Origin of the sequence: Paracoccus denitrificans (genome assembly GCF_900100045.1) — a bacterium.
Taxonomy (GTDB): Bacteria; Pseudomonadota; Alphaproteobacteria; order Rhodobacterales; family Rhodobacteraceae; genus Paracoccus; species Paracoccus denitrificans.
In genome coordinates this window covers 200,864-225,070 of sequence record NZ_FNEA01000006.1, presented here as the reverse complement: position 1 = coordinate 225,070, position 24,207 = coordinate 200,864, and the positions used below count along the sequence as shown (strand labels likewise).

Sequence of the window (24,207 nt, the reverse complement as noted above, 5' to 3'; positions counted from 1 at the left end):
GGAACCTTGAATGGCCCATTATGACCCGAACGATCCGAAGCGGACGGAAGGCACCGATCCCCAGCAACCGGCCGCTGCCCCCGAAACCTATGTCGAGCCGGTCGAGCGCCGCGCCTCTCCGCTGCCGCTGATCATCGGCATCCTGCTGGCATTGGCCATCGCCTATTTCGTGCTGCAATATTTCATGGGCAACGGCGAAGGGGCCACGACGACCGGCGAGGATGCCGCCGTGACCACCACCGAGCCCGCCGACAGCACCGCCGACGCGCCGTCCGGAACCACGACCGAACCCCCCGCCGCAACGGACACCACCGCGACCGAGCCGGCTGCGACCGAAACGCCGGCCGAGGCGGCCTCGGATGCCGCCGATGACGCCGCCGCGGCTGCCGAGAACGCCGCCGATGCTGCGGGCGAGGCCGCCAGTGAAGCCGCCACCGCCGTCGAAAGCGGTGCCGAGGCCGCGGGCGAGGCGATGGGCGAGGCGGCCGAGGATGCCACCACCGCTGCCGGCGAAGCCGCCCAAGAGGCTGCCGAAGCCGCGGGCGAGGCCGCAACCGCCGCCCAGGATGCCGCCGAGAACGCCGCCGAGGCTGCGGGCGAGGCGTTGCAAGACGCAGGCGAGGCGCTGGACGACGCCATCACCGTCGAGGAAGAGCCGGCGACCACCGTGCCTCCGGCCGGTGAAACCACCACCACGCCCCCCGCGAACAACTGATCGCCCCATGCGGGTGCGTGCCGCCGTCCGGTTTTCCGGGCGGCGGATTTTCAATTTTCCCGAAAGGATGAATTGCGGAATCCTTGAGGATCGGGCCGGTTGAAACATTCGGCCGTTTGGCATACCACGGTGCACCAAACCAGCCGGACATGAAGTAAGGGGAAGTGCGATGGGTCGCGTGGAAAAGGCAGGATTGCGGGTGGACGAGACGCTTGCCGCCTTCATCAACGAGCGTGCGCTGCCCGGCAGCGGGGTCGAGCCGCGCCGGTTCTGGGAGGGGCTTTCGATGCTGATCCACGAGTTCGGCCCCCGCAACCGCGCGCTGCTGGACCGGCGCGACGAGCTGCAATCGGCCATCGACGGCTGGCACATCGCCCATCGCGCCGAGCCGAAGGATACCGGCGCATACCGCGATTTCCTGGCCGAGATCGGCTATCTGGTTCCCGAGGGCGAGGATTTCCAGATCGAGACCCCCGAGACCGACCCGGAATTCTCCAGCATCGCCGGGCCGCAGCTGGTGGTGCCGATCACCAATGCGCGCTATGCGCTGAACGCGGCCAATGCCCGCTGGGGCAGCCTTTACGACGCGCTTTACGGCACCGATGCCCTGGGCGACCTGCCGCAAGGCAGGGGCTATGACGCCGCGCGCGGCGCCCGCGTCATTGCCTGGGGCCGTGATTTCCTCGATACGGCCGCGCCGCTGGCCGAGGGTTCCTGGGCCGCGATTGAGGGGCTGTCGGTCAAGGATGGCGCGCTGGTCCCGGCGCTGCGCGAAGGGGCCAAGTTCGCCGGCCATCGCGGCGAGGCCGAAAAGCCGACCGACATCTTCCTGAAGAACCACGGGCTGCTGATCCGCATCGTCATCGATCCGTCCACGCCGGTCGGCGCGCAGGACAAGGCGGGCATCTCGGACATCGTGATCGAATCGGCGCTGTCGGCGATCATGGATTGCGAGGATTCCGTCGCCTGCGTCGATGGCGAGGACAAGGCGCTGGCCTATGCCAACTGGCTGGGCCTGATGGATGGCACCCTGGCCGAAGAGGTCGAGAAGGGCGGCAAGACCTTTACCCGCCGCCTCAATCCCGACGTGACCTTCACTGCGCCCGACGGCTCGGAAGTCACCGCCAAGGGCCGCGCGCTGATGCTGGTGCGCAATGTCGGCCACCTGATGACCACGCCCGCCGTGCTGGATCGCGACGGGGGCGAGGTCTATGAGGGGCTGCTGGACGCCATGGTCACCGCGCTTTGCGCCAAGCGCGACCTGGACCGCGAGGGGCCGAAGAACTCGGTCACGCAATCGATCTATGTGGTGAAACCCAAGATGCACGGGCCCGAGGAGGTCGCCTTCGCCTGCGAGATCTTCGACTTCGTCGAGGATGTGCTGGGCCTGCCGCGCCATACCGTCAAGCTGGGCATCATGGACGAGGAGCGCCGCACCTCGGCTAACCTCAAGGAATGTATCCGCGCCGCGAAGCACCGCGTGGCCTTCATCAACACCGGCTTCCTCGACCGCACCGGGGACGAGATCCACACCTCGATGGAGGCGGGCGCCATGCTGGCCAAGGGCGAGATGAAGGCGCAGCCCTGGATTTCGGCCTACGAGGATCGCAACGTCGATATCGGCCTGGCCTGCGGGCTGGCCGGCAAGGCGCAGATCGGCAAGGGCATGTGGGCGATCCCGGACCGGATGGCCGAGATGCTGGAGCAGAAGATCGCCCATCCCATGGCCGGCGCCAATACCGCCTGGGTGCCCAGCCCGACCGCCGCGACGCTGCATGCGACGCATTACCACAAGGTCGATGTCTTTGCCCGCCAGGCCCAGATCGCGGCGCTGCGCCGGCCCTCGCGGCTGGACGACCTGCTGACCATCCCGCTGGCCGGCGGCCGCAACTACAGCGAGGCCGAGATCACCCGCGAGCTGGAGAACAACTGCCAGGGCATCCTGGGCTATGTCGTACGCTGGATCGACCAGGGCGTCGGCTGCTCGAAGGTGCCGGACATCAACGATGTCGGGCTGATGGAGGACCGCGCCACGCTGCGCATCTCGGCCCAGTCGCTGGCGAACTGGCTGCATCACGGCATCGTATCGGACGGGCAGGTGATGGACGCCTTCCGCAAGATGGCCGTGGTGGTGGACCGCCAGAATGCGGACGATCCGGCCTATGCGCCGATGGCGCCGGGCTATGACGGCGTGGCCTTCCAGGCGGCCTGCGACCTGGTCTTCCTGGGCCGCATGCAGCCCTCGGGCTATACCGAGCCGGTGCTGCATGCCCGCCGCCTGCAGGCCAAGGCCGAGCAGGCGCAAAAGGCCGCGTGATCGCGCGGCTGGCCGCCCTGCCGCCGGCCTAGCTGGTGCTGTTCGCATCGGCCGGGGCGGTGCTGGGATGGCTGGTCCCGCTGGGCCTGCCCGTCGCCTTGCGATGGGCGGGCCTTTTGCTGATCGGGGCGGCGCTGGCCCTGATGCTCTGGGCGGCGCTGACCATGGCGCGGGCGCGCACCACCGTCATGCCCGGCCGCCGCCCCGAGGCGCTGGTGACCACCGGCCCGTTCCGCTTCTCGCGCAATCCGATCTATCTGGGCGACCTGATTCTGCTGGCCGGGCTGATGCTGGCGCTGCGGACCCCGGCGGGCCTGGTCACGGTGCCCGCCTTCGCCCTGTTCCTGCAACGCCGCTTCATCCTGCGCGAAGAGGCCGTCATCGCCGCCGCTTTCGGTTCCGCCTATGACCGCTATAGGATGCAGGTCAGGCGCTGGATCTAGGGAGGGCATCATGGAACGCTCGCGCATCAACCGCATCATGGCCGAGGCGGCCGAGCTGATCGGCAAGGCAGGCTTTCACCTGCCGCCCTTTGCGCATTGGAGCCCCGGGGAGTTCCGCACGCGCGCCACCCCCGCCATCCGCGAGGGCCGGCTGGGCTGGGACATCACCGATTACGGCCAGGGCGATTTCGATCGGCTGGGCCTGTTCCTGTTCACCCTGCGCAACGGCCGGCTGGCCGACCTGCAGGCGGGCAGGGGCATGGTCTATGCCGAAAAGCTGCTGATCTCGCAGGAAAACCAGATCAGCCCGATGCACACCCATGTCATCAAGACCGAGGATATCATCAACCGCTGGGGTGCCACGCTGGCGATCCGGCTTTGCGGCTCGGACGCGCAGGGGCGCATGGACCGCAACGCGCCCTGCCGGGTCGATTGCGACGGCATCCCGCGCGAGATCGCGCCGGGCGGCGTGCTGCGGCTGTCGCCGGGCGAATCCGTGACGCTGCGCCCGGGCGACTGGCACGAGTTCTGGGCCGAGGGCGGGCCGGTGCTGATCGGCGAGGTCTCGACGGTGAACGACGACCTGACCGATAATATCTTCGCAGCCCCGATCGGCCGGTTCGCGAATGTCGTCGAGGACGAGGCGCCGCTGCACCTTCTGGTCAGCGATTACGATTCTGACGTGGCGTAACATTTCGGGATCGCACGCGCCGTCACGCCCTTGTGAAAGATTGTTGCGCTCTGCTATGGGGAACGCTGAAAGACGCTAACATGGGAGGTGGCCTCGTGAAGATCGGCGCTTTGAAGGAGAGTTTTGAGGGGGAGGCTCGGGTGGCGGTGACTCCGTCCTCTGCGGCGCATCTGCGCAAGCTTGGGCATGAGGTTTACGTCGAGGCGGGCGCGGGGGTGCGTGCGGGCTTTTCCGACACCGCCTATGAGGCCGCGGGCGTCACCGTCGAGCCCAATGCCGCGGCGCTGATCGGCGATGTGGACGTGGTGGTCAAGGTCCGCCCGCCGAACGAGGGCGAGCTGCGGCAGATGCGGCGCGGCCAGGTGCTGATCTCGCATTTCTGGCCGGCGCAGAACCCGGACCTCCTGGAGCTGGCGCGCGAGCAGGGCGTCACCGCCATCGCCATGGACATGGTGCCGCGCATCTCGCGCGCGCAGAAGATGGATGCGCTGTCGTCGATGGCCAATATCGCCGGCTACCGGGCGGTGATCGAGGCGGCGAACAATTTCGGCCGCTTCTTCACCGGCCAGGTCACCGCGGCGGGCAAGGTGCCGCCGGCGAAGGTGCTGGTGGTCGGCGCCGGCGTCGCGGGGCTTGCGGCCATCGGCGCGGCGGTCAGCCTGGGCGCGCAGGTCTATGCCTTCGACGTCCGCCCCGAGGTGGCCGAGCAGATCGAATCGATGGGCGCGGAATTCGTCTATCTGGATTTCCAGGACCAGGTCCAGGACGGGGCCGCCACCGGCGGCTATGCCGCGCCCTCGTCCCCCGAGTTCCGGGAAAAGCAGCTTGAGAAGTTCCGCGAACTCGCGCCCGAGATGGACATCGTCATCACCACGGCGCTGATCCCCGGCCGCGACGCGCCCAAGCTGTGGACCGCCGACATGGTCGAGGCGATGAAGACCGGCTCGGTCATCGTCGATCTGGCGGCCGAGCGCGGCGGCAACTGCGACCTGACCGTCCCGGACGAGCGCATCGTCACCGAAAACGGCGTGGTCATCATCGGCTATACCGATTTCCCGTCGAGGATGGGCGCGCAAGCCTCTGAACTCTATGGAAACAATATCCGCCACATGCTCTCGGACCTGACGCCGGGCAAGGACGGCGTCATCGTCCAGAACATGGAGGACGACGTGATCCGCGGCTCGACCGTCGCCTTCGACGGCGACGTGACCTGGCCGCCGCCGCCGCCCAGGATCGCAGCCATCGCCGCCGCGAAGCCCAAGGAAAAGCCCAGGGAACTGACCCCCGAGGAGCGGCGCGACAAGGAAATCGCCGAGTTCCGCGCCCAGACCCGCAGCCAGGTGACGCTGCTCGGCGTCGGCGCGGTGCTGATGCTGCTGGTGGGGCTGTTCGCGCCCGCGAGCTTCCTGTCGCATTTCATCGTCTTCGTGCTGGCGGTCTTTGTCGGCTTCCAGGTGATCTGGAACGTCAGCCATTCGCTGCACACGCCCTTGATGGCGATCACCAACGCCATCTCGTCGATCATCATCGTCGGCGCGCTTCTGCAGATCGGCTCGGGCGGCTGGCTGGTGGTGCTTCTCGCGGCGCTGTCGGTGCTGATGGCGGGCGTCAACATCTTCGGCGGCTTCCTGGTCACGCGCCGGATGCTCGCCATGTTCCAGAAGTCGTAAGGGAGAGGGGCGCATGGAATACGGATTCACCACCGCCGCCTATGTGGTCGCGGCCGTCCTGTTCATCCTGTCCCTGGGCGGGCTTTCGGGCCAGGAAAGCGCCAAGCGCGCGGTCTGGTACGGCATTGCCGCCATGGCGCTGGCCGTCGTGGCAACGCTGATCGGGCCGGGCTACGGCAATTGGGGGCTGACGCTCATCATGCTGGCCATCGGCGGCGCCATCGGCTGGGTCGTGGCCAAGCGGGTGCAGATGACCGAGATGCCGCAGCTGGTCGCGGCCATGCACAGCCTCGTCGGCCTGGCCGCGGTGCTGATCGGCTTCAACGCCCAGTTCGAGCTGGGCCGGGTGCTGCGCGCCCGCGCCGCCGACGCGGCGGCCGAGTTCCACGGCTTCGCCGCGGTTCTGGCGCACAAGACCCCGGCCGAGATCGCCATGCTCAAGGTCGAGGTGGCGCTGGGGATCTTCATCGGCGCGGTGACCTTCACCGGCTCGATCGTGGCCTTCGGCAAGCTGGCCGGCAAGATCGACGGCAAGCCCAGGAAGCTGCCCGGCGGGCATATGCTGAACGCCGGTGCGGCGGCGCTGTCGCTCTTGTCGGTGATCCTCTACTGCACCGCCGGGGCGCCGGTGCTGTGGCTGGCGCTGATCACGCTGCTGGCGTTCTTCATCGGCTATCACCTGATCATGGGCATCGGCGGCGCCGACATGCCGGTGGTGGTGTCGATGCTGAACAGCTATTCCGGCTGGGCGGCGGCGGCCATCGGCTTCACGCTGGGCAACGACCTCTTGATCGTGGTGGGCGCGCTGGTCGGCTCCTCGGGTGCGATCCTGAGCTACATCATGTGCAAGGCCATGAACCGCAACTTCGTCAGCGTGATCCTGGGCGGCTTCGGCGGCGAGACCGGCCCGGCGATGGAGATCGAGGGCGAGCAGGTGGCCATCGACGCCGACAGCGTGGCGGCGGCACTGAACGATGCCGACGAGATCGTGATCGTGCCGGGCTACGGCATGGCGGTGGCGCAGGCCCAGCAATCGGTCAGCGAGCTGACCCGCAAGCTGCGTGCCAAGGGCAAGAACGTGCGCTTTGCCATCCATCCTGTGGCGGGCCGTCTGCCCGGGCACATGAACGTGCTCCTGGCCGAGGCCAAGGTGCCCTATGACATCGTGCTGGAGATGGACGAGATCAACGAGGACTTCCCGAATACCGACGTGGCGATCGTGATCGGCTCGAACGACATCGTGAACCCGGCGGCGCAGGAGGATCCGAACTCGCCCATCGCCGGCATGCCGGTGCTGGAGGTCTGGAAGGCCAAGCAGGTCTTCGTCAGCAAGCGCGGCCAGGGCACCGGCTATTCCGGCATCGAGAACCCGCTGTTCTACAAGGAAAACACCCGCATGTTCTATGGCGACGCCAAGAAATCCATCGACCAATTGCTCCCCATGATCGAGTGAGGGGGCGGACAGCGCGAAACGAAGAAAGCGGGCCGAACGGCCCGCTTTTTTCTTGGCCCGGCCGGGTCGGTCAGGTTGCGTCCAGCATCGACTTGATGACATCGGCCGGCAGCGAGGGATGCAGCGCCAGCTTGCGCGTCCGCTTGCCCTTGCGCGGGATCAGCAGCGCGCAACGCGTGGCAAGGGCCTGCGAATGCTTGGCCGAACTGGCGACGATCACTCCCGCACGCCAGCGTGAATGCGGACCGAAGCGCATGACGCTTTCGATGGTGCCGGGGACATAGCCCTCGGTCTCGGCGGAATCGATCAGCGCGTCATGGATGATGGGTGGCAGGTACATGAGGTGGAAGCTTGGGGTCAACATCTTACGCGGATTGTTAATCCCAGGCGCCGCCGATGAGTATATGCCCTTTTGAACAGGTCTGCCATACAAGCCATGCGCGTATGCGGTGGGCTTTGCTCGACCATTGGTCGAAACACGGTTGCAATGCCTTGCTCGCTTGCCTCGACCACCATGCCGCGGTTCAGCCGGCAGGGGCGAGCGCGATGCCCCCGGCGGCGGCCAGCAGCACGACCGCCCAGGGCGGCGCCTTCCAGGCGATGAGCGCCACGAAGCAGGCAAGCGCCAGGGCGAAATCCCGCATGCTGCCGATGGCACTGGTGAAGACGGGCGCATAAAGGGCCGCGCCGAGGATGCCGACGACGGCGGCATTGGCGCCTCGCATGAGCGATTGCATCGCCGACATCCTCCGAAACCGATCCCAGAACGGCAGGATCGCGGTCAGGATCAGGAAGCCGGGCAGGAACACCGCGACAAGGGCGATGGTCGCCCCCGCAAGGCCGTGCGGTTCGGGCCCCTGCACCGCGCCCAGATAGGCGGCAAAGGTGAACAGCGGCCCCGGCACCGCCTGCGCCGCGCCATAGCCGGCCAGGAAGGTATCCGCCGGGATGCGGGCCGTATCGACCATCTCGGCTTGCAGGAGCGGCAGCACCACATGGCCGCCGCCAAAGACCAGCGCACCGGCCCGATAGAAGCTGTCGAAGACGGCCAGGCTGCCCGATCCGCCGGCAACCAGCGGCAGCAGGACCAGCAGCGCCGCGAAGGCGACAAGGCTGATCGCCGCCTGGCCGTAGCTGACCGGCATCGAGACATGGCCGCCGATCGGCGCCGCGCTTTCCCGGCACAGAATCAGCCCGGCGCCGGCGCCCAGGACGATGGCGCCCAGCATGCCGAAGGTGCCGGGCAGGAAGGCCAGCAGGGCGACGGCCCCCGCCGCGATGCTCGCCCGTTCGCGATCCGGGCACAGGGTCCGCGCCATGCCCCAGACGGCCTGCGCCACGATGGCGACGGCAACGATCTTGAGCCCATGCAGGGCGCCGGCGCCGACCGGCCCGGAAACGGCGCTCGCCGTCAGGGCAAAGGCAACCAGCATCATCGCCGAGGGCAGCGTGAAGGCGGCAAAGGCCGCCAGGGCCCCAAGCCATCCGGCCCGCATCAGCCCCAGGGCAAAGCCCACCTGGCTGGAGGCCGGGCCGGGCAGGAACTGGCACAGCGCGACCAGATCGGCATAGGCGTGGTCGGACAGCCATTTCCGGCGGATCACCAACTCGTCGCGGAAAAAGCCCAGATGCGCGATCGGCCCGCCAAAGGAGGTCAGGCCAAGCTTGAGAAAGGCGGCGAAGACCTCTCCGGGCGTGCCCTGCTCCTGCTTCGTTGCGGTCGTATCCGTGCTGCCATTCATGGTTTCGGCCCCACCCTCGAATTCCCCTGGCCGGAATGTGAACCGCCCCGTCCCCGGGACTATATGTCACCCATGTCCCGCGCTTCAAACCCGTCATTCGGGCCGGGCCATGGCTGTCCTGCGCTGTCGGCGCTTTCCATTGTGGCGGCCGGATCGTCAGGGCCGATTGCGCGCGCTGAGAACGGGCCTTGGGATCGGTCCCTGCAGCGCATGGCGGAAATCCCAAAGGAACAGCGCCCATCCCGCCATCCAGATCGATGCCGCGAGGTGCAGCAAGGCCTCTGGATCGCCGCAGCACATCCGCAGCCGGATCAGCGCCGAGGCGTGAATAAGGCAGAAGGCGACGGCAAGCGGGCGCGACACGAGCAGCCTTCCGCCCTTTCGGGCCATGGCCGCCCGTCCCATGATCGCAAGCATCATCGTGCCCATGGCGCCCATCGTCATGGCGTGCAGGGCCGTGGCCATGCCAGGACCGCCTGCCGAAAGCTGCGCCATGCCCGCCAGGATCAGGCCCACGGGCAGCCATAGCCAGGCCAGGTGCAATAGCAGCAGCGCCGGATAGCGGACGCAGCGCCAACTGCGCCAGGCGAGCATGCGGGCCAGTTGCAGCAGGCCCGAGACGACAAGAAGCGCTCCGGCAAGCACCGAGGCATCCTGAAGCAGCGCTGCGATGGCGGTGAGCAGTGCCAGAAACCCGCCGCCCGAAAGCCAGCGTGGGTCGGCGAAGGATGGGTTGCCCAAGGATGCCGAGGTCCAGCGGCGGGTGAAGGCGGCAACGGCGCGGCCGCCGACAAGGCTGATGAGCAGCGCAAAGAACAGCGGTGCCAACTGCTGCGCGGCGCTTTCGGCGGCGGGGCCGAAACCGCCCGTCGCAAGCGGCTCGAGGCAACCCAGGCCGAACGGCGCCAGTGCAAGCGGCAGCTTCCGCCAGGCTTTCGCCCTCGCGACCTCCCGGGAAAGCAGGCCGCCCAGGGCGAGGAAATAGGCCGCCGCGCCAATCGCTGCAAAAGGCGGCGGCATGCCGAGGAGAAAGGCCAGCCGCCCGGTAAACCAAAGTGCCACCATGGTCGCCGTTGCTGCCGGCGCAACCCGGGGCCGGCCCGTCCATGCGGGCAGCGCGGTCAGCAGATAGCCCCCGACCGCCGCGCCGCCCATGCCGAACAGCAATTCGTGCCGGTGCCACGACAGCGGGTCCGGGCCCATTCCCGGCGGCACCAGCCAGACCAGCGGGACGAGCACCGCCCAGAGGCCCGCAAGAAGAAACAGGGGGCGATGCGGCGCGAGCCACAGCCCATGGATCGGGTGGCGAAGCATCAGGTATTGGCAGCCGCTGTGGTCTGAAAGCGCGGATGGGTCATCCGGCGTTCCAATGTGCATGCCGGGGTCGAGGATTGTCCATGCGCCACAGGCGTATCTTCGCGGCGCAGGACATTTTGTCGCAAATCCCAGCGCTGCCGAAGGTTCGCGTCCTTGCCGCAGCGGGTTCACCTGCGCCGGCGCCGGGCCACGCGTTCGTCGCCGGGGGCGCTGCGGCGGCAGCTTCACCTCTCCGGCGAGGTTCGGGAACGGGTCGACCCGGTTCGGCAGGGCCATGGCATCGACGAAAAGCTGCTGGAGATGCGGCTCGAGCACGGTCCCGGCATTGGTGCCGATATCGACCAGCAGCATCATGCGGTCCTGGCGATGCGGCCCCTCGGCCAGCGTGGCACCGGCTCACCGACCGGGACTGAACGACTAGGGCGTGATCATGATCGGCGTGCCGTCGCGCACCATGGCATAGATATCCTCGACCTCGGCATCGGTGACGGCAATGCAGCCTGCGGTCCAGTCCTGGCGCAGCCTGGACAGCGCCCGCCCCTCGGGGCCCTGGCCGTGGATGAAGATGTCGCTGCCGGCGCTGCGCCCCAGTTCGCTGGCCAGCACCGCGTCATGCGGATTGGGGTAGGAAATGCCGATCGACAGGTGATAGCGGCTGTCGGGGTTGCGGCGGTCGATGTAGTAGAGCCCCTCGGGGGTCTTGCCGTCGCCCTCGAACTGCTTGTGGCCCAGGGGCTCGTTGCCCAGCCCGATGCGATAGGCCTTCAGCACCGTGTTGCCGTTGAGCAGCAGCATCTGCCGCGCGCCCTTGTTGACGACGACCTGGGTCACGGGCGGGCCGGAATAGGTCTTGAACTTGCTGGGACCGCAGGCGGCAAGCCCCAGCAGAACCGCAAGTGCGACGATACGTCCCAGCCAGCCCATCATTGATCCGCGCCCCTCGATACGGTGTGTTTTGCGCCATTCTGCCCGTCCGACGCCTGCCGGGCAATGAGGCGGGCCTTCACGAAATCCTGATGCGATGCCCGCAGCGTGGCAGATTTGCCAAAGCCGCGACATCGCAGGGTTTTCCTGTTGCGGGAAAAATGCCGCCCGCCCATCATGCGCCCATGAACGACGAAGACGAACACCCCCAGCGCTACGGCCTGGTGAACGAGCTGCACGCCCGGCCCTCGCCGCGGCTCAAGGCGCCCTGCACCGCGGTATTCCTGGCGATCAAGGAACCGCGCGACGCGGCCAACCGCGACCGGGGCAGGGATGTCGCGCATCTGGCCGCGCTTTGCGCCCGGCACGGCGCGCCACGCCCCGACACCAGCGCCGGGCATTACACGGCCCAGCTTGGCCGCCACCAGCTGCGCTGGGAAAGCCATACCGAGTTCGTCACCTATGCCGCCTTTGCGCCCGGCCTGCCGCCGCGCCCCTTCGATCCCTCGGCCGGGGCGATCTTTCCCGAGGACTGGCAGCATGACGCACCCGGCAAGCGCATCGCGGCGGTGATGATCCAGGTCGATTTCCTGCCCGAGAACCCGGCCGACATCCTGCCGCGCCTGTCGGACTGGTTCGCGGCCGACAGCCTTGCCTCGGTCTGGGTGCTGGAGGAGGCGGCGGTGGTGGCCGGCGATTTCCGCATCGATCCTGCCGGCTGGATGCGCTTTGCGCTGTTCGTCAAGCCCGACACGCAGCCCGGCCGGATCGGGCGCATCGTGCAGCGGCTTCTGGACCTGGAGACCTATCGCGCAATGTCCATGCTGGGCCTTGGCCGCGCGCGCGACCTGACCCGGCAGCTCAATGCGCTGGATCCGCAGCTCAGCGACATCGTGCAGGGCATGAGCGACGAAAGCCGTCCGGCCGAGGCGGTGCTGCAAGACCTGCTTTCGGTCTCGACCCGGCTGGAAAGCGCGGCGACCCAGCATGCCTTCCGCTTTGGCGCCAATGCGGCCTATGAGGCCATCGTCATGGACCGCGTCGCCTCGCTGCGCGAGACGCGCTTCCTGGGTGGCCAGATGCTGACCGAGTTCATGGCCCGGCGCTATCTGCCGGCGATGCGCACCGCAAAATCGGCCGAAAAGCGGCTGGCCGCCATGCTGGACCGCAGCGAACGGGCGGGCGAACTGCTGCGCACCCGCGTCGATGTCCAGCGCAGCGCCCAGAACCAGGAGCTGATGCAACGCATGGACCGGCGCGCCGACCTGCAATTGCGGCTGCAGCACACGGTCGAGGGGCTGTCTGTGGTGGCGATCAGCTATTACGCGGTCGGTTTGCTGGGCTATGCGCTCTACCCGCTGGCCCATGCGCTGCATATCGACAAGGCGGTGCTGGTCGCCGCACTGACCCCCATCGCCGTGCTTGGCGTCTGGCTGGGCATGCGGCGCATCCGGGCGCGGCTGCATGACGGCGGCCACTAGCGCCGGCCGCGCGTCTCGCCGATAAAGCCGCGAACCCCGAAGAAGGAGCGAATCGTGAGACATACCCTTTCCCTTTGCGCGCTTCTGGCCCTTGCGGCCTGCGGCGTGCCGCTGGTGCCCTTCGTCTGATGGCGGGGCGGCTTGAGATGTATGGCCTCGGCCATTGCTCGACCTGCCAGAAGGCGCAGGCCGAGCTGGAGGCCGCGGGCTGGCAGGTGGATTTCCGCGACGTGGCCAAGGCGCCGCTGGATCAGGACGAATGGCGGCGCATGATTGCCGAATTCGGCGAAAAGCTGGTGAACCGGGCCAGCCTGACCTGGCGCGGCATGTCCGAGGACGAGCGCGCCGGCACGCCCTTGCAGATGCTTTCGGCCAAGCCCTCGCTGATGAAGCGCCCGGCGATCGTCGAAGGCGACAAGCGGCTGCTGGGCTGGACCGCCAATGTGAAACGCGCGCTGGGGGTGGCGGCCTGAGCGCCGCCCCTAGACCACATAGCGGTCGCGGCGGTGGTTGATCGCGATCACCAGGTTCAGCACCAGCGCACCCAGGAATGACCAGGCCACCGTCTGCCAGTCCCGCAGCATGAAGGCGCAGGCAAAGATGCAGGCGTCGAAGATCAGCTGCGTCCAGCCGGCGCGAAAGCCCGTCGCATCCTGCAAATACAGCGCGACGATGCCGATCCCGCCCAGCGAGGCGCCGTGCCGGAACAGCGCCAGCAGCGCCGAGCCGGTCAGGAAACCCACCAGCAGCGCCCCCACGGCCGGATGGACATGGCCGAATTGCAATGCCGGCGGCAGGATGGTGACCAGCACCGACATGGCCGCCACGGCGATGAAGGATTTCAGCATGAAGCCCAGCCCCAGCCGGCGATAGCCCAGCCAGTAGAAGGGCAGGTTCACCACGAAGAAGATCGGCGCGAAGCTCCAGCCCGTGGCATAGGAGATCAGGATCGCCAGCCCAGCCGTCTGGCCGGTGACGAAGCCCATATGGGTCAGCAGCAGCACGCCGGTCGCGGCCATGAAGCTGCCATAGGCCAGCCCCTGCGCGTCCTCGATCCGGCTGTGGCGTTTGGAAGGAATGTCGCTCATGCGCCTCTCTTGCCCGCGCCGGGCGGGACCGGCAAGGGGGGCTGCCCGGGGCAGATCAGCGCAGCGGCGCGACGTCGGGTCCGGTGGTTGTAGGGTCGGCGGTTGCGGTCGCGGCGGCGTCTTCGGGCAGGGTGGCGCGGTCGCTGATCGCATGGGTGAAGGCGCCGCGCGGTTCGCGGCGCAGCACCGAGCGCGGGCCGCCGGTGCGGAGGGTCTCGACCGTGCGGCGGTATCCGGCCTCATCCAGCGCACCGTCGGCGGCAAGAAGCCCGCCGATGCGACGCAGCATCCCGGCCTGCCGTTGCAAGGCGCCCGGGTCGGGATCGGGACCAAGGATCAGCCGGGCGCTGTCCTCGGGCTGCGCGACCGCCTCGCGCCAGCCGCGCATGCTGGCGCGCAGGAACCCTGCCAGCCGTTCCTCGGCCTCGGGGGCGGCAAGCGTGCCGGCCAGGACGTAAAGCCCGTCCTCCAGCACCGCGGCGCCCTGGTCCTGCGGGTCGAGTTCGACCAGCCCCTCGTCCGGGGCCGGATCATAGCTGAGCGTGCTGATGCAGGCGGCCTGTTTCTGGCGCAGCATCTCGGTCCCTGGCCATTGCGCCGGCAACGCCACGCCGGACAGGCTGTCATCGGCCACCAATCCCAGCCGGTTCAGCCAGGCCAGCAGCGGATATTCCGTGCCGCCGAACCAGCTGCCGACGGTCTTGCCGCGCAGATCGGCGGCGCCTGCCATGCCCGCCTCGCGCCGACAGGTCAGCCGCAGCGCCGGCCGGGCGAAGATCTGTGCGATATTGACCACGGGCAGGCCGTTCTCGCGCGCGACCAGTGCGGTGGGCATCCATTCCACCGCCAGATCCGCCTCGCCCCGCGCCAGCGCCTCGAAGGGAGGGGCCGCGGGGTCGGCGGGGCGCAGCCGGACGGCCAGCCCTTCCTCGGCGTAATAGCCGCGCGCCTTGGCGATCAGGAATCCGGCGGATTCGGCCAGCGCCGGGCCGCGCAACTGCACGGTCAGCTGCTCGGCGCGCGCCGCCAGCGAGCCCAGCATCAGCAGCACTGCGGCCGGGATCAGCGATTTGGTCATCCATTTCATCGCCGGCCATGGTTAGACGGCCGGTGTCGGCACCGCAAGCCGTCGCACCCTGCACGATGCCGCGAGCGGCGGTCAGCCGCGCGAATAGACATCCTCGTAGCGCACGATATCGTCTTCGCCCAGATAGACGCCGGTCTGCACCTCGATCAGCACCATCGGCACCTTGCCGGGGTTTTCCAGCCGGTGGACCGCGCCCAGCGGCACATAGATCGACTGGTTCTCGGTCAGCAGCGTCACCGTCTCGTCAACCGTCACCCGCGCAGTGCCGGACACCACGATCCAATGCTCGGACCGATGGAAATGCGATTGCAGCGACAGCGCCGCGCCGGGATTGACGACGATGCGCTTGACCTGGAAGCGGTCGGCCAGCGCCAGCGTCTCGAACCAGCCCCAGGGGCGATGATCGCGCAGGAAATGCTCGGCCTGGCGGGCGCCCTTGGCCTTGAGCGCGCTGACCGCCTTGCGCACCTCCTGCGCGCGGTCCATGCCGGCCACCAGCACGGCGTCGTCGGTGGCCACGACCATCACGTCCCTAAGGCCGATGCCGACGACCTCGATCCCCTCGTCCTGCGCCCGCAACAGCACGTTGTCGCAGTCGATCGCGGTCGAGCGCCCATCCACCACGGCGCCGCGCTCGGCCGGTTCGTCCCGCTGGATCTCGTGCCAGACCGCATCCCAGCCGCCCAGATCCGACCAATGGCCCGAATAGCGCACCACCGACAGGTTGCCGGCCTTTTCCAGCACGGCGTAGTCGACCGAGCGGTCCGGCAGCCCGTCCCAGGGCTCGGGCGCAAGCCTCAGGAAACCCAGGTCCATGCGCGCCTCGGTCAGCGCCGCCTGCACGGGGCCCAGATATTCCGGCGCATGGGTTTCGAATGCCTCGACCATGGTGCGGGCGGCGAACAGGAAGATGCCTGCGTTCCACAGGAAATCGCCCTGAGCGATCATCCGTGCCGCATTCTCGGCATCCGGCTTTTCGACGAAGCGTTTCAGCACCAGCGGGCCTTCGCCGCCGTTGCCGCCCTCGGCCTCCATATAGCCATAGCCGGTCTCGGGGCGGGTGGGGGTGATGCCGAAGGTGACGATGCGGCCGGCCCGTGCCGCGGGCAGGCCCAGATCGACGGCGCGGCCGAATGCCTCGGTATCGGGCACGACATGATCCGACGGCGCGACCAGCAGCACGGCATCGGGGTCCGTCTCGGCCGCGCGAAGCGCCGCGGCAAGGATCGCGGGGGCGGTGTTGCGGCCCGAGGGCTCGATCAGGATCGCCGCCGGCGCGATGCCGATCTGGTCCAGCTGTTCGGCGACGATGAAGCGGAAATCGGCATTGGTCATCACCAGCGGCGCGCCGTAGCGCGGACCTGACAGGCGGCGGGCGGAGGCCTGGAACAGGCTGTCATCGCCCACCAGCGGGGCGAACTGCTTGGGAAAACTCTTGCGCGAGACGGGCCAAAGCCGGGTGCCCGAGCCTCCGGCCAGAAGAACAGGGGTGATCGTCATGAAAATCGCTCCATCGGCACGGGGCCGTTACCATACGCTTTCGTTATCCGGCGGCTTCCCTGCGCGCGCAAGTTGCGCAAAACGTCAGGATGCCCGGGATTGCGGCCGCAAAATATGCCGCGCCGGGTCGTCAATAGCCGCGCGTCCGGTCCACCAGATGCAGAAGCGGCTCGTCCCGCATGGCGCGGCGCAGGTTTTCGGCCACGACCGGGGCGGCGCTGACCGGCCGGGTCTCGGCCGCGACATGGGGCGTGACGGTGACCCCGGGATGGGCCCAGAACGGGTGGTCGGGCGGCAAGGGCTCGCTGCGGAAAACGTCCAGCACGGCATGGCCCGGCCGGCCCTGGTCCAGCGCGGCCAGCAAGGCCCTCTCGTCGATCAGCGTGCCGCGCCCGGCATTGATCACCGTCGCGCCCTGCGGCAGCAGCGCCAGCCGGTCGGCGTCGAGCAGGTTGCGCGTCTCGGGCGTGTCGGGCAGCAGGCAGATCAGCACCTCGGCGCGGCGCAGTGCCTCGGGCAGGGCCGCGCCGGCCAGAGCCTCGATCCCCGGCACCGGGCGCCCCGATTGCGACCAGCCGGTAACGCGAAAGCCCAGACCCGTCAGCGCCGATGCCACCGCCCGGCCCAACTCGCCCATGCCCAGCACGGTCACGCCGCGCTCGCGTGCCAGCGGTGGGGTCAGGTGGTTGCGCCAGATGCCGTCCTGGGCATAGCGGTCCATGCCCAGATGCGCCCGCATCGCCCAGCCGGCGCAATAGTCCACCATGCCCTGCGCCAGCCCCGGATCGACCATGCGGCAGAGCGGTTGGGTCAGGGTCGGATTGGTCACGATGCGCTCGACCCCGGCCCAGAGGCTTTGCACCAGCCGGGCGCGGGTGAAGGGCGTGAAATCCAGCACCGTGCCGTCCTCGGGATAGCCCGGCGCATAGATCAGCGCGTCGAAGCCGGCGGGATCGCCCTCGCGGCACAGCTCCATCTCGGAGCAGGCATTGCGCAGGGCGGGGGACCAGGCATCCCACAGCCGTGCGGGGGCGGCGAACAGGACCTTCATCGCCGCGCCTCAGCCCCGGGGGCGATGGACATGGGCGGATTGGACGATGCCAAAGGCCATCAACAGGATCATCAGCGAGGTTCCTCCGTAACTGACCAGGGGCAGGGGCGAGCCCTTGGCGGGCAGCATGCCCATCACCGTGGCCATGTTGATGGAAAAGTAAAGGAAGAACGTCCCGGCGATGCCAATGGTCAGCAGGCTGGCGAAGCGGTCGCGGTTGGTCAGCGCCGAATACATGCAGAACCCCAGGATCAGCACATAGAGCATCAGCAGGCTGAAGGCGCCGACGAAGCCGAATTCCTCGGCCAGCGAGGTGAAGATGAAGTCGGTGTGCTTTTCGGGCAGGAAGTTCAGCCGCGATTGCGTGCCCTGCATGAAGCCGCGCCCCGACCAGCCGCCCGATCCCAGCGCGATCTGCGCCTGCGCGATGTTGTATCCCGCACCCAGCGGGTCCGAGCCCGGGTCGAGGAAGGTGTCGATGCGGCGGAACTGATAGTCGTGCAGCAATTGCCAGTCGGTGCCGCGGCTTTCCATCACTGTGGTGACGCCGGCGACGACGATGGCGATGACGCCGGCGAAATACCACAGGCTGACGCCCGCCGCGAACATGACGATGCCGCCGCCGGCGACCAGCATGATCGAGGTGCCCAGGTCGGGCTGCATCAGCACCAGCCCGGTCGGCAGCAGGATCAGGATGACCGGGATCAGCACCCAGAACGGGCGCGAGACCTTTTCGACCGGCAGCCAGTCGTAATAGGCCGCCAGAGTCATCACGAAGGCGACCTTGGTCAGCTCGGACGGCTGGATGCGCACCGGCCCCAGCACCAGCCAGCGCTGCGCGCCCATGCCGACATGGCCGATCACCTCGACCAGCACCAGCAGGCCCACGCAGATCACATAGGAGGCCACCGAGATCGAGCGCCAGAACCAGATCGGCACGAAGGCCAGCGCGAACATCAGCACCATGCCGACGGCAAAGCGCTCCATCTGCGGGCCGGCCCATCTGTCGATATCGCCGCCCGAGACGGAATAGAGCATCAGAAAGCCGATGCAGCTGACGGCGGTGACCAGGAACACCAGCGGCCAGTTCAGGTGCAGGATCTTGCGCCAGCCCGTCGGCACCTGCGCGACGTGATAGTTCAGATAGCTCATGCGTCAGGCCCTCGCGCGGCCCTCGCCCTTGCGGGCCGAGGGGGTCAGGTTCATGCGCGACCATATTTCCTGGACCTTGGCGCGTTCGCTCTCGGGATAGGCGGTCAGCGGCGGCAGCCCGTCCGCCAGTGCGTAAAGCAGGATGTCGCGGGCGATGGGCGCAGCCACGGCCGAGCCGCCGCCGCCATGCTCGACCACCAGCGAAACCGCATAGCGCGGCATGTCATAGGGCGCGAAACAGACGAAAAGCGCGTGGTCGCGGCGGTTCCAGGGCAGTTGTTCGTTCGAGATCACGCCGCGCGCGCGTTCGGCGGCGGTGATGTTGCGCACCTGGCTGGTGCCGGTCTTGCCCGCCATCTGCCATTCCGGCGCGATGATGCGCGCCCGCCGCGCGGTGCCGCGGCTGCCGTTCATCACCGCATCCATGCCTGCCCGTGCCGTGCGCAGGTTCAGCGGGTTGATGTCGAGTTCGGGCCATTCCGGCACCGGCTCGGGCTGGCCGTCGATGGCGCGCACCAGCCGCGGGGAGACCGCGCGTCCCGTCGCGACCCGCGCCGTCATCACCGCCAGTTGCAGCGGCGAGGCCAGCACATAGCCCTGGCCGATCGAGGCGTTCAATGAATCGCCGACCTGCCATTCCTGGTCGTAGCGGGCCCGTTTCCAGGCGCGGTCCGGGGCGATGCCCTCGGCGATGGCGGACATGGGCAACTCATGGCGCACGCCGATGCCCAGCTTGCGCGCCATGGCAGCGATGCGGTCGATGCCGACGCGCTGCGCCAGCTCGTAATAATAGACGTCGCAGGAATGTTCGAGGCTGCCCAGGGCGTCGACCATGCCGTGGCCGCCGCGGCTCCAGCAATGGAAACGCCGCCCGGCGACCTGGGTATAGCCGGGGCAATAGAAGCGCGAGCCGGCATTGATCACGCCCGCCTCCAGCCCGGCCAGAAGCGTCACCATCTTGAAGGTCGAGCCGGGAGGATAGACGCCCTGCACGGTCTTGTCGGCCAGCGGCCGGTGGTCGTGGTTCATCAGCGCCCGGTAATCCGGCCCCGAGATGCCGCGCACGAACTTGTTCGGATCGAAGACCGGCGAGGAGGAGATCGCCAGGATGTCGCCATTCGTGACATCGATCACCACCGCGGCGGCGCTTTCGCTGCCCAGCCGCTGGGTGGCGAAATTCTGCAGGCCCGCATCCAGCGTGGTTTGAACCGTGGCGCCCTGCTGGCCCTCTTGCCGCGACAGCTCGCGCATCTCGCGCCCGGCGCTGTTCACCTCGACCCGGCGCGAACCGGCCTTGCCGCGCAGAGGTTCCTCCAGCTTCGCCTCCATGCCGACCTTGCCCAGCTGGAACTCGGGCAGGCGCAGCACCGGGTCGGGGTTCTCGATCTTCGAGAGGTCGTAATCCGAGACCGGGCCGACATAGCCCAGCACATGCGCGAAATCGCCGGCGCGCGGATAGCTGCGCGACAGCCCGGCCTCGGGCGTGACGCCGGGCAGGGCAGGGGCGTTGAGCGCGATCGAGGAAAATTCGGCCCAGCTCAGCCGGTCGGCGACCAGAACCGGGGTGACGGCGCTGCGCTTGCGGATCTCTTCCAGGATATCGGCGATCTGGCGGTCGCTCATCGGGATGATGTGACGCAGCCGCGCGATCACGGCCGAGACGTCGCCCGCCTCCTCGCGGGTCAGGGTGACGCGATAGTTCTGCTCGTTCCCCGCGATGATGGTGCCGTGGCGGTCCAGGATCAGCCCGCGCGCCGGTGGCAGCAGCCGGATCTTGATCGAGTTGCCGTCCGACAGCATGCGGTATTCGTCGGCATGCTCGACCTGCATCGAGCGCAGCTTCAGCCCCAGCGCCGAGACGACCGCCGCCTGGATCGCGCCCAGCATCAGCACCCGGCGGGTGATCAGGCGGCCGCTTTCGACGATTTCGCGTTCCGACTTGCGCATGGCTCAGCGATGCCTCGTGTCTCGTTCGACGCGGCCCCGCGGCAGGCCAAGCGCCCAGCCGGCAAGTCCCGCGACCAGCGGATAGGCGGCAACCGTCGCGATGAATTGCAGGATTACCTGCCCAAGCGGCGGCAGGGGCAGGAAAAAGATCGCCAGCAGGACGCGGTTCGCCACCATCATCAACGCCAGAAGCATCGCCACCCGCAGCCATTCAACCATGAAAGGCAGTTCACGCCAACGCTGCTCGCGCTTTCTTGCGGCCTCGGTGCCGATCACGGCCAGCGCGGCGCCCAGGCCGATGGGCCGCATCAGCAGGATGTCCTCGATCAGGAACAGCGCGGCGATGGTCAGGACCGGCACCTGTTCGGGGCGGCGCAGCACCCAGACCAGCACCAGGCACAACGCCAGGTCCGGTCCCGGCCAGCCGATGCGGCCCGGCGCCAGCGGCAGAAGCCGCCAGAACAGGATCGCCAGGAACAGCGCCACGAACAGCGCCTGTCCCACGATCCGCTGGCGGCCGGCGGGCTCAATCATCTGCGTCCCCGTTCCCGGCCTCGGCGTCCTGCGGATCGGCCAGCGGCGGCATGGGCGGGCCGATGAACTCGGTCGCCGGGGGCGGGATCAGCAGCCCGGTATCGGCCAGTTGCTCGGCCGGATGGCTGCGCAGCACGCGCAGGAATTCCAGCCGGCCGTAATCGGCGGCCAGCCGCACCCGCAGCCGGCCGTCGCTGGCCAGCGCCACCTGGCCCACCGGCAGGCCCGGCGGGAACACGCCTCCGTCGCCCGAGCTGACCACCCGGTCGCCGGGACGCAGGTTTTCCGGGCTTTCGATGAAATCCAGCGCCGGCAGGGTGGTGTTGTCCCCGGTCAGCAGCGCATGTTGCCCCGAGGGCAGGATGGTCACCGGGATGCGACTGGAGGGATCGGTCAGCAGCATCACCCGGCTGGTGGTCTGCCCCACGCCCGAGATGCGCCCGACCAGCCCCAGCCCGTCCATGGTCGCCCAGCCGTCGACGATGCCGTCGCGCGCGCCCACGTTCAGCAGCACCGATTGCCGGAAGGCCGTGCCGCTGTCGGTCAGCACCACGCCCGAGACCGAGGTCAGCGCCGGGTCGATCCTCACATTGTTCTGCGCCAGCAGCTTGGCGTTTTCCTGCTCGAGCTGAACCGCGGCCTCTTTCCAGGCCGACATCTTCTGCAACTCGCGGCGCAATTCCTGATTCTGCTCGTAGAGCCGGGCATAGGACTGGAACCCCGCCACCATGCGCGAGACCTTGGTCACCGGCGCCATCACCCAGTCGAAGCTGGGCACGAAGCGGTCGATGAAGGCCGCGCGCATCCGTTCGGCCCTGGGGCTGTCGATCTGCCAGAACAGGAACACCGCCAGCAGCACCAGCACCAGCAGCGAAACCAGGATGCGGCGGACCGGAGCCGCGTAATCTGGGCCCTTGCGCGCCATGGGCCGAACCCGCTCAGCTGTCGTAGTCGATCACGTGGCGCAGCTGCTTTTCGAACTCCAGCGCCTTGCCGGTGCCAAGCGCCACGCAGCTCATCGGCTGGTCGGCCAGGCTGATCATCAGCCCGGTCTGCTCGCGCAGCGCCAGGTCCAGCTCGCCCAGCATGGCGCCGCCGCCGGTCAGCATCACGCCCCGGTCCACGATATCGGCGGCCAGGTCGGGCGGCGTCGCCTCCAGCGCCACCATCACCGCCTCGCAGATCTGCTGCACCGGCTCGGCCAGCGCCTCGGCGACCATGGCCTGGGTGATCTCCATCTCCTTGGGAATGCCGTTCAGGAGGTCGCGGCCGCGCACCATGATCGTGGCGCCGCGCCCGTCGTCGGGCATGCGGGCGGTGCCGATGCTGGTCTTGACCCGCTCGGCGGTGGATTCGCCGATCAGCAGGTTGTGGTTGCGGCGCAGGTAGTTGATCAGCGCATCGTCCATGCGGTCGCCGCCGATGCGGACCGAACGCGCATAGACCACGTCGCCCAAGGACAGCACCGCGACCTCGGTGGTGCCGCCGCCGATATCGACGACCATGCTGCCGGTCGGCTCGGTGATCGGCATGCCGGCGCCGATGGCGGCCGCGATCGGCTCGGCGATCAGCCCGGCGCGGCGCGCCCCGGCCGACAGCACCGACTGGCGGATGGCGCGCTTTTCGACCGGCGTGGCGCCATGGGGCACGCAGACGATGACCTTGGGCTTCGAGAAGCTGGTGCGCTTGAACACCTTCTTGATGAAATGCTTGATCATTTCCTCGGCGCTGTCGAAATCGGCGATGACGCCCTCGCGCATCGGCCGGATCGCCTCGATGCTGCCGGGCGTGCGGCCCAGCATCAGCTTGGCGTCCTCGCCCACGGCCAGCACCTGCTTCTTGCCGTCCTTGACGTGATAGGCGACGACCGAAGGCTCGTTCAGGATGACGCCCTTGCCCTTGACATAGATCAGCGTGTTCGCGGTCCCGAGGTCGATCGCGATATCGGTGGAAAACAACCCGCCAAAGGCCATGTGAACTACCCCTTCCGCCGTCCCTGCCATGACGGCCGTTTCTGCCGTCCTTTTGCGAACGGCCATTGCCCGATTGCCCCGGCGAGTCGCCCCGTCGAAGGTGCTGGACATATAGGCCGAGCCCGGGCGCGGGGAAACCGGAAAAATGATGCGTCCCGTCCTGCGGGCCGGCGATCCGGGACACAGGCCCCGCCGCTTGACCGGATGCTGCGGCCTGCTAGGCTGCCGCCGGTTCTGGTCGTGGTGAAAGGTGCAGGGTTTGCGGGACGAAATCGTTGGGATCTGCCGGTTTTCCTTTCTGGGCCGCTGCGATTGGGCCGGAACCGCGGCGCAGGGCGGCGACATTGCCGATCTGATGGCACGGCGCCGCGCCATGCTTTACGCGCCCGAGCGGCTGGAGCGCCGCTTTGCCGCGTTCGAGGCGCTTTGCCTGCCTTCGGTCAGGGCGCAGACCGACCCGGATTTCCGTTTCTGGCTGCTGACCTCGCCCGAGATGCCGCGCCCATGGCTGGACCGGCTGCGCGATCTTTGCGCGGGCTTGGCGCAGATCCGGCTGATCGTCTCGGACAAGCGCGAGACGGTGAACGCGCTGCGCGAGCCCCTGCGCGAGGCGGCCGAGGCCGCGGGCCGGCCGGTGATCCAGTTCCGCGTCGACGACGACGATGCCTTCAGCTGCCATCACGTCGCCCGCATCCGCCGCCATGCCCGGCGCTTTTCCGACCTGCCGGCCTTCGCCATCAGCTATCCGCAGGGGCTGGTCATGGGCAGCTACGAAGGCGAGCCGATCAGCTATTGGCGCGCGCACCAGCCGTTTCTGGGCGCGGGGGCGGCGGTGCGCATGCGCGGGCCGGGGCGCTGCATCTATGCCTACAACCATTTCCAGCTGCCCAGGTATTTCCCGGCTTTCACCGATGTGGACGGCCTCGGCTATGTGCAGACCCGCTGGGACGAGGGCGATTCCGTCGCCACCATCGTCGCCAGGTTCCCGAAATGGTTCCAGCAGCTCGGCCCGGCCGAATTCCAGCGCGAACTGGCCGAGGACTTCCCCTTCCTGCAAGGCATCGACCTTGGATTCGTGGAACGCAAAGGGGCGGCCTGAGCGCCGCCCCTTGTCCGTGGTTT

22 protein-coding genes are annotated in these 24,207 nt (G+C 68.2%); 9 read left to right on the top strand and 13 right to left on the bottom strand.

Annotated elements, in window-relative coordinates; all coding sequences use genetic code 11:
• The first annotated feature begins 10 nt into the window (after window positions 1-10).
• The 6 genes from BLT64_RS07185 to BLT64_RS07160 all read left to right on the top strand — a co-directional run bounded on the left by BLT64_RS07185 (window position 11) and on the right by BLT64_RS07160 (window position 7,289).
• A complete protein-coding gene (locus tag BLT64_RS07185) occupies window positions 11-715 on the top strand; it encodes a hypothetical protein (protein ID WP_011750286.1) in 705 nt (234 codons plus the stop codon).
• Between the two features lie 169 nt (window positions 716-884).
• Window positions 885-3,032, top strand: a complete 2,148-nt coding sequence (locus tag BLT64_RS07180) for a malate synthase G (RefSeq protein ID WP_011750285.1) — start codon at window positions 885-887, stop codon at window positions 3,030-3,032.
• 35 nt (window positions 3,033-3,067) lie between these two features.
• Complete coding sequence (locus BLT64_RS07175; protein ID WP_011750284.1) at window positions 3,068-3,475, top strand: methyltransferase family protein; 408 nt, start codon at window positions 3,068-3,070, stop codon at window positions 3,473-3,475.
• Window positions 3,476-3,485: 10 nt separating this feature from the next.
• Window positions 3,486-4,166, top strand: coding sequence for a D-lyxose/D-mannose family sugar isomerase (locus BLT64_RS07170; RefSeq protein ID WP_011750283.1), 681 nt, complete (start codon window positions 3,486-3,488; stop codon window positions 4,164-4,166).
• Between the two features lie 95 nt (window positions 4,167-4,261).
• Window positions 4,262-5,836, top strand: a complete 1,575-nt coding sequence (locus tag BLT64_RS07165; protein ID WP_011750282.1) for a Re/Si-specific NAD(P)(+) transhydrogenase subunit alpha — start codon at window positions 4,262-4,264, stop codon at window positions 5,834-5,836.
• A gap of 13 nt (window positions 5,837-5,849) precedes the next feature.
• The gene (locus BLT64_RS07160; protein ID WP_011750281.1) at window positions 5,850-7,289 is read left to right on the top strand and encodes an NAD(P)(+) transhydrogenase (Re/Si-specific) subunit beta; all 1,440 of its coding nucleotides are present in this window, start codon (window positions 5,850-5,852) and stop codon (window positions 7,287-7,289) included.
• Between the two features lie 70 nt (window positions 7,290-7,359).
• Here BLT64_RS07160 and BLT64_RS07155 read toward each other — a convergent pair whose 3' ends face one another.
• From BLT64_RS07155 to BLT64_RS07140, 4 genes are all read right to left on the bottom strand, one after another.
• Complete coding sequence (locus BLT64_RS07155) at window positions 7,360-7,629, bottom strand: hypothetical protein (RefSeq protein ID WP_041530441.1); 270 nt, start codon at window positions 7,627-7,629, stop codon at window positions 7,360-7,362.
• Between the two features lie 184 nt (window positions 7,630-7,813).
• Entirely contained in the window at window positions 7,814-9,031 is a 1,218-nt protein-coding gene (gene chrA / locus BLT64_RS07150; RefSeq protein ID WP_011750279.1) for a chromate efflux transporter, read from the bottom strand.
• 156 nt (window positions 9,032-9,187) lie between these two features.
• Window positions 9,188-10,702, bottom strand: a complete 1,515-nt coding sequence (locus BLT64_RS07145; protein WP_011750278.1) for an NnrS family protein — start codon at window positions 10,700-10,702, stop codon at window positions 9,188-9,190.
• A 63-nt stretch (window positions 10,703-10,765) separates the two neighbouring features.
• On the bottom strand, window positions 10,766-11,275 hold the full coding sequence (locus BLT64_RS07140; protein WP_011750277.1) for a L,D-transpeptidase family protein: 510 nt from the start codon (window positions 11,273-11,275) through the stop codon (window positions 10,766-10,768).
• A gap of 182 nt (window positions 11,276-11,457) precedes the next feature.
• Between BLT64_RS07140 and BLT64_RS07135 the strand changes: the two genes are divergently transcribed.
• Entirely contained in the window at window positions 11,458-12,753 is a 1,296-nt protein-coding gene (locus tag BLT64_RS07135) for a DUF3422 family protein (RefSeq protein ID WP_041530644.1), read from the top strand.
• Between the two features lie 128 nt (window positions 12,754-12,881).
• On the top strand, window positions 12,882-13,226 hold the full coding sequence (locus BLT64_RS07130) for an arsenate reductase family protein (protein ID WP_041530440.1): 345 nt from the start codon (window positions 12,882-12,884) through the stop codon (window positions 13,224-13,226).
• Window positions 13,227-13,235: 9 nt separating this feature from the next.
• Here BLT64_RS07130 and BLT64_RS07125 read toward each other — a convergent pair whose 3' ends face one another.
• The 9 genes from BLT64_RS07125 to BLT64_RS07085 all read right to left on the bottom strand — a co-directional run bounded on the left by BLT64_RS07125 (window position 13,236) and on the right by BLT64_RS07085 (window position 23,085).
• A complete protein-coding gene (locus BLT64_RS07125) occupies window positions 13,236-13,841 on the bottom strand; it encodes a YitT family protein (protein ID WP_011750274.1) in 606 nt (201 codons plus the stop codon).
• A gap of 55 nt (window positions 13,842-13,896) precedes the next feature.
• Window positions 13,897-14,919 (bottom strand): ABC transporter substrate-binding protein, encoded by a 1,023-nt coding sequence (locus tag BLT64_RS07120; RefSeq protein WP_128493064.1) that lies wholly within the window; start codon window positions 14,917-14,919, stop codon window positions 13,897-13,899.
• Between the two features lie 81 nt (window positions 14,920-15,000).
• The gene (locus BLT64_RS07115; protein ID WP_011750272.1) at window positions 15,001-16,428 is read right to left on the bottom strand and encodes a mannose-1-phosphate guanylyltransferase/mannose-6-phosphate isomerase; all 1,428 of its coding nucleotides are present in this window, start codon (window positions 16,426-16,428) and stop codon (window positions 15,001-15,003) included.
• A gap of 130 nt (window positions 16,429-16,558) precedes the next feature.
• Window positions 16,559-17,479 carry a 2-hydroxyacid dehydrogenase gene (locus tag BLT64_RS07110; protein ID WP_011750271.1) on the bottom strand — a complete coding sequence of 307 codons (921 nt, stop codon included), beginning with the start codon at window positions 17,477-17,479 and terminating at the stop codon, window positions 16,559-16,561.
• 9 nt (window positions 17,480-17,488) lie between these two features.
• Window positions 17,489-18,631: a rod shape-determining protein RodA gene (gene rodA / locus BLT64_RS07105; protein WP_011750270.1), complete on the bottom strand. Its 1,143-nt coding sequence runs from the start codon at window positions 18,629-18,631 to the stop codon at window positions 17,489-17,491.
• A 3-nt stretch (window positions 18,632-18,634) separates the two neighbouring features.
• Window positions 18,635-20,578, bottom strand: coding sequence for a penicillin-binding protein 2 (mrdA, locus tag BLT64_RS07100; RefSeq protein WP_011750269.1), 1,944 nt, complete (start codon window positions 20,576-20,578; stop codon window positions 18,635-18,637).
• A gap of 3 nt (window positions 20,579-20,581) precedes the next feature.
• Window positions 20,582-21,112, bottom strand: coding sequence for a hypothetical protein (locus tag BLT64_RS07095; protein WP_011750268.1), 531 nt, complete (start codon window positions 21,110-21,112; stop codon window positions 20,582-20,584).
• Entirely contained in the window at window positions 21,105-22,037 is a 933-nt protein-coding gene (mreC, locus tag BLT64_RS07090; protein WP_011750267.1) for a rod shape-determining protein MreC, read from the bottom strand. The genes BLT64_RS07095 and mreC overlap by 8 nt, the downstream gene beginning before the upstream one ends.
• 13 nt (window positions 22,038-22,050) lie before the next feature.
• Window positions 22,051-23,085 carry a rod shape-determining protein gene (locus BLT64_RS07085; protein WP_041530439.1) on the bottom strand — a complete coding sequence of 345 codons (1,035 nt, stop codon included), beginning with the start codon at window positions 23,083-23,085 and terminating at the stop codon, window positions 22,051-22,053.
• A gap of 259 nt (window positions 23,086-23,344) precedes the next feature.
• Here BLT64_RS07085 and BLT64_RS07080 point away from each other — a divergent pair, with 259 nt between their 5' ends.
• Window positions 23,345-24,184, top strand: a complete 840-nt coding sequence (locus BLT64_RS07080) for a putative rhamnosyl transferase (RefSeq protein WP_011750265.1) — start codon at window positions 23,345-23,347, stop codon at window positions 24,182-24,184.
• The last annotated feature ends 23 nt before the right edge of the window (window positions 24,185-24,207 follow it).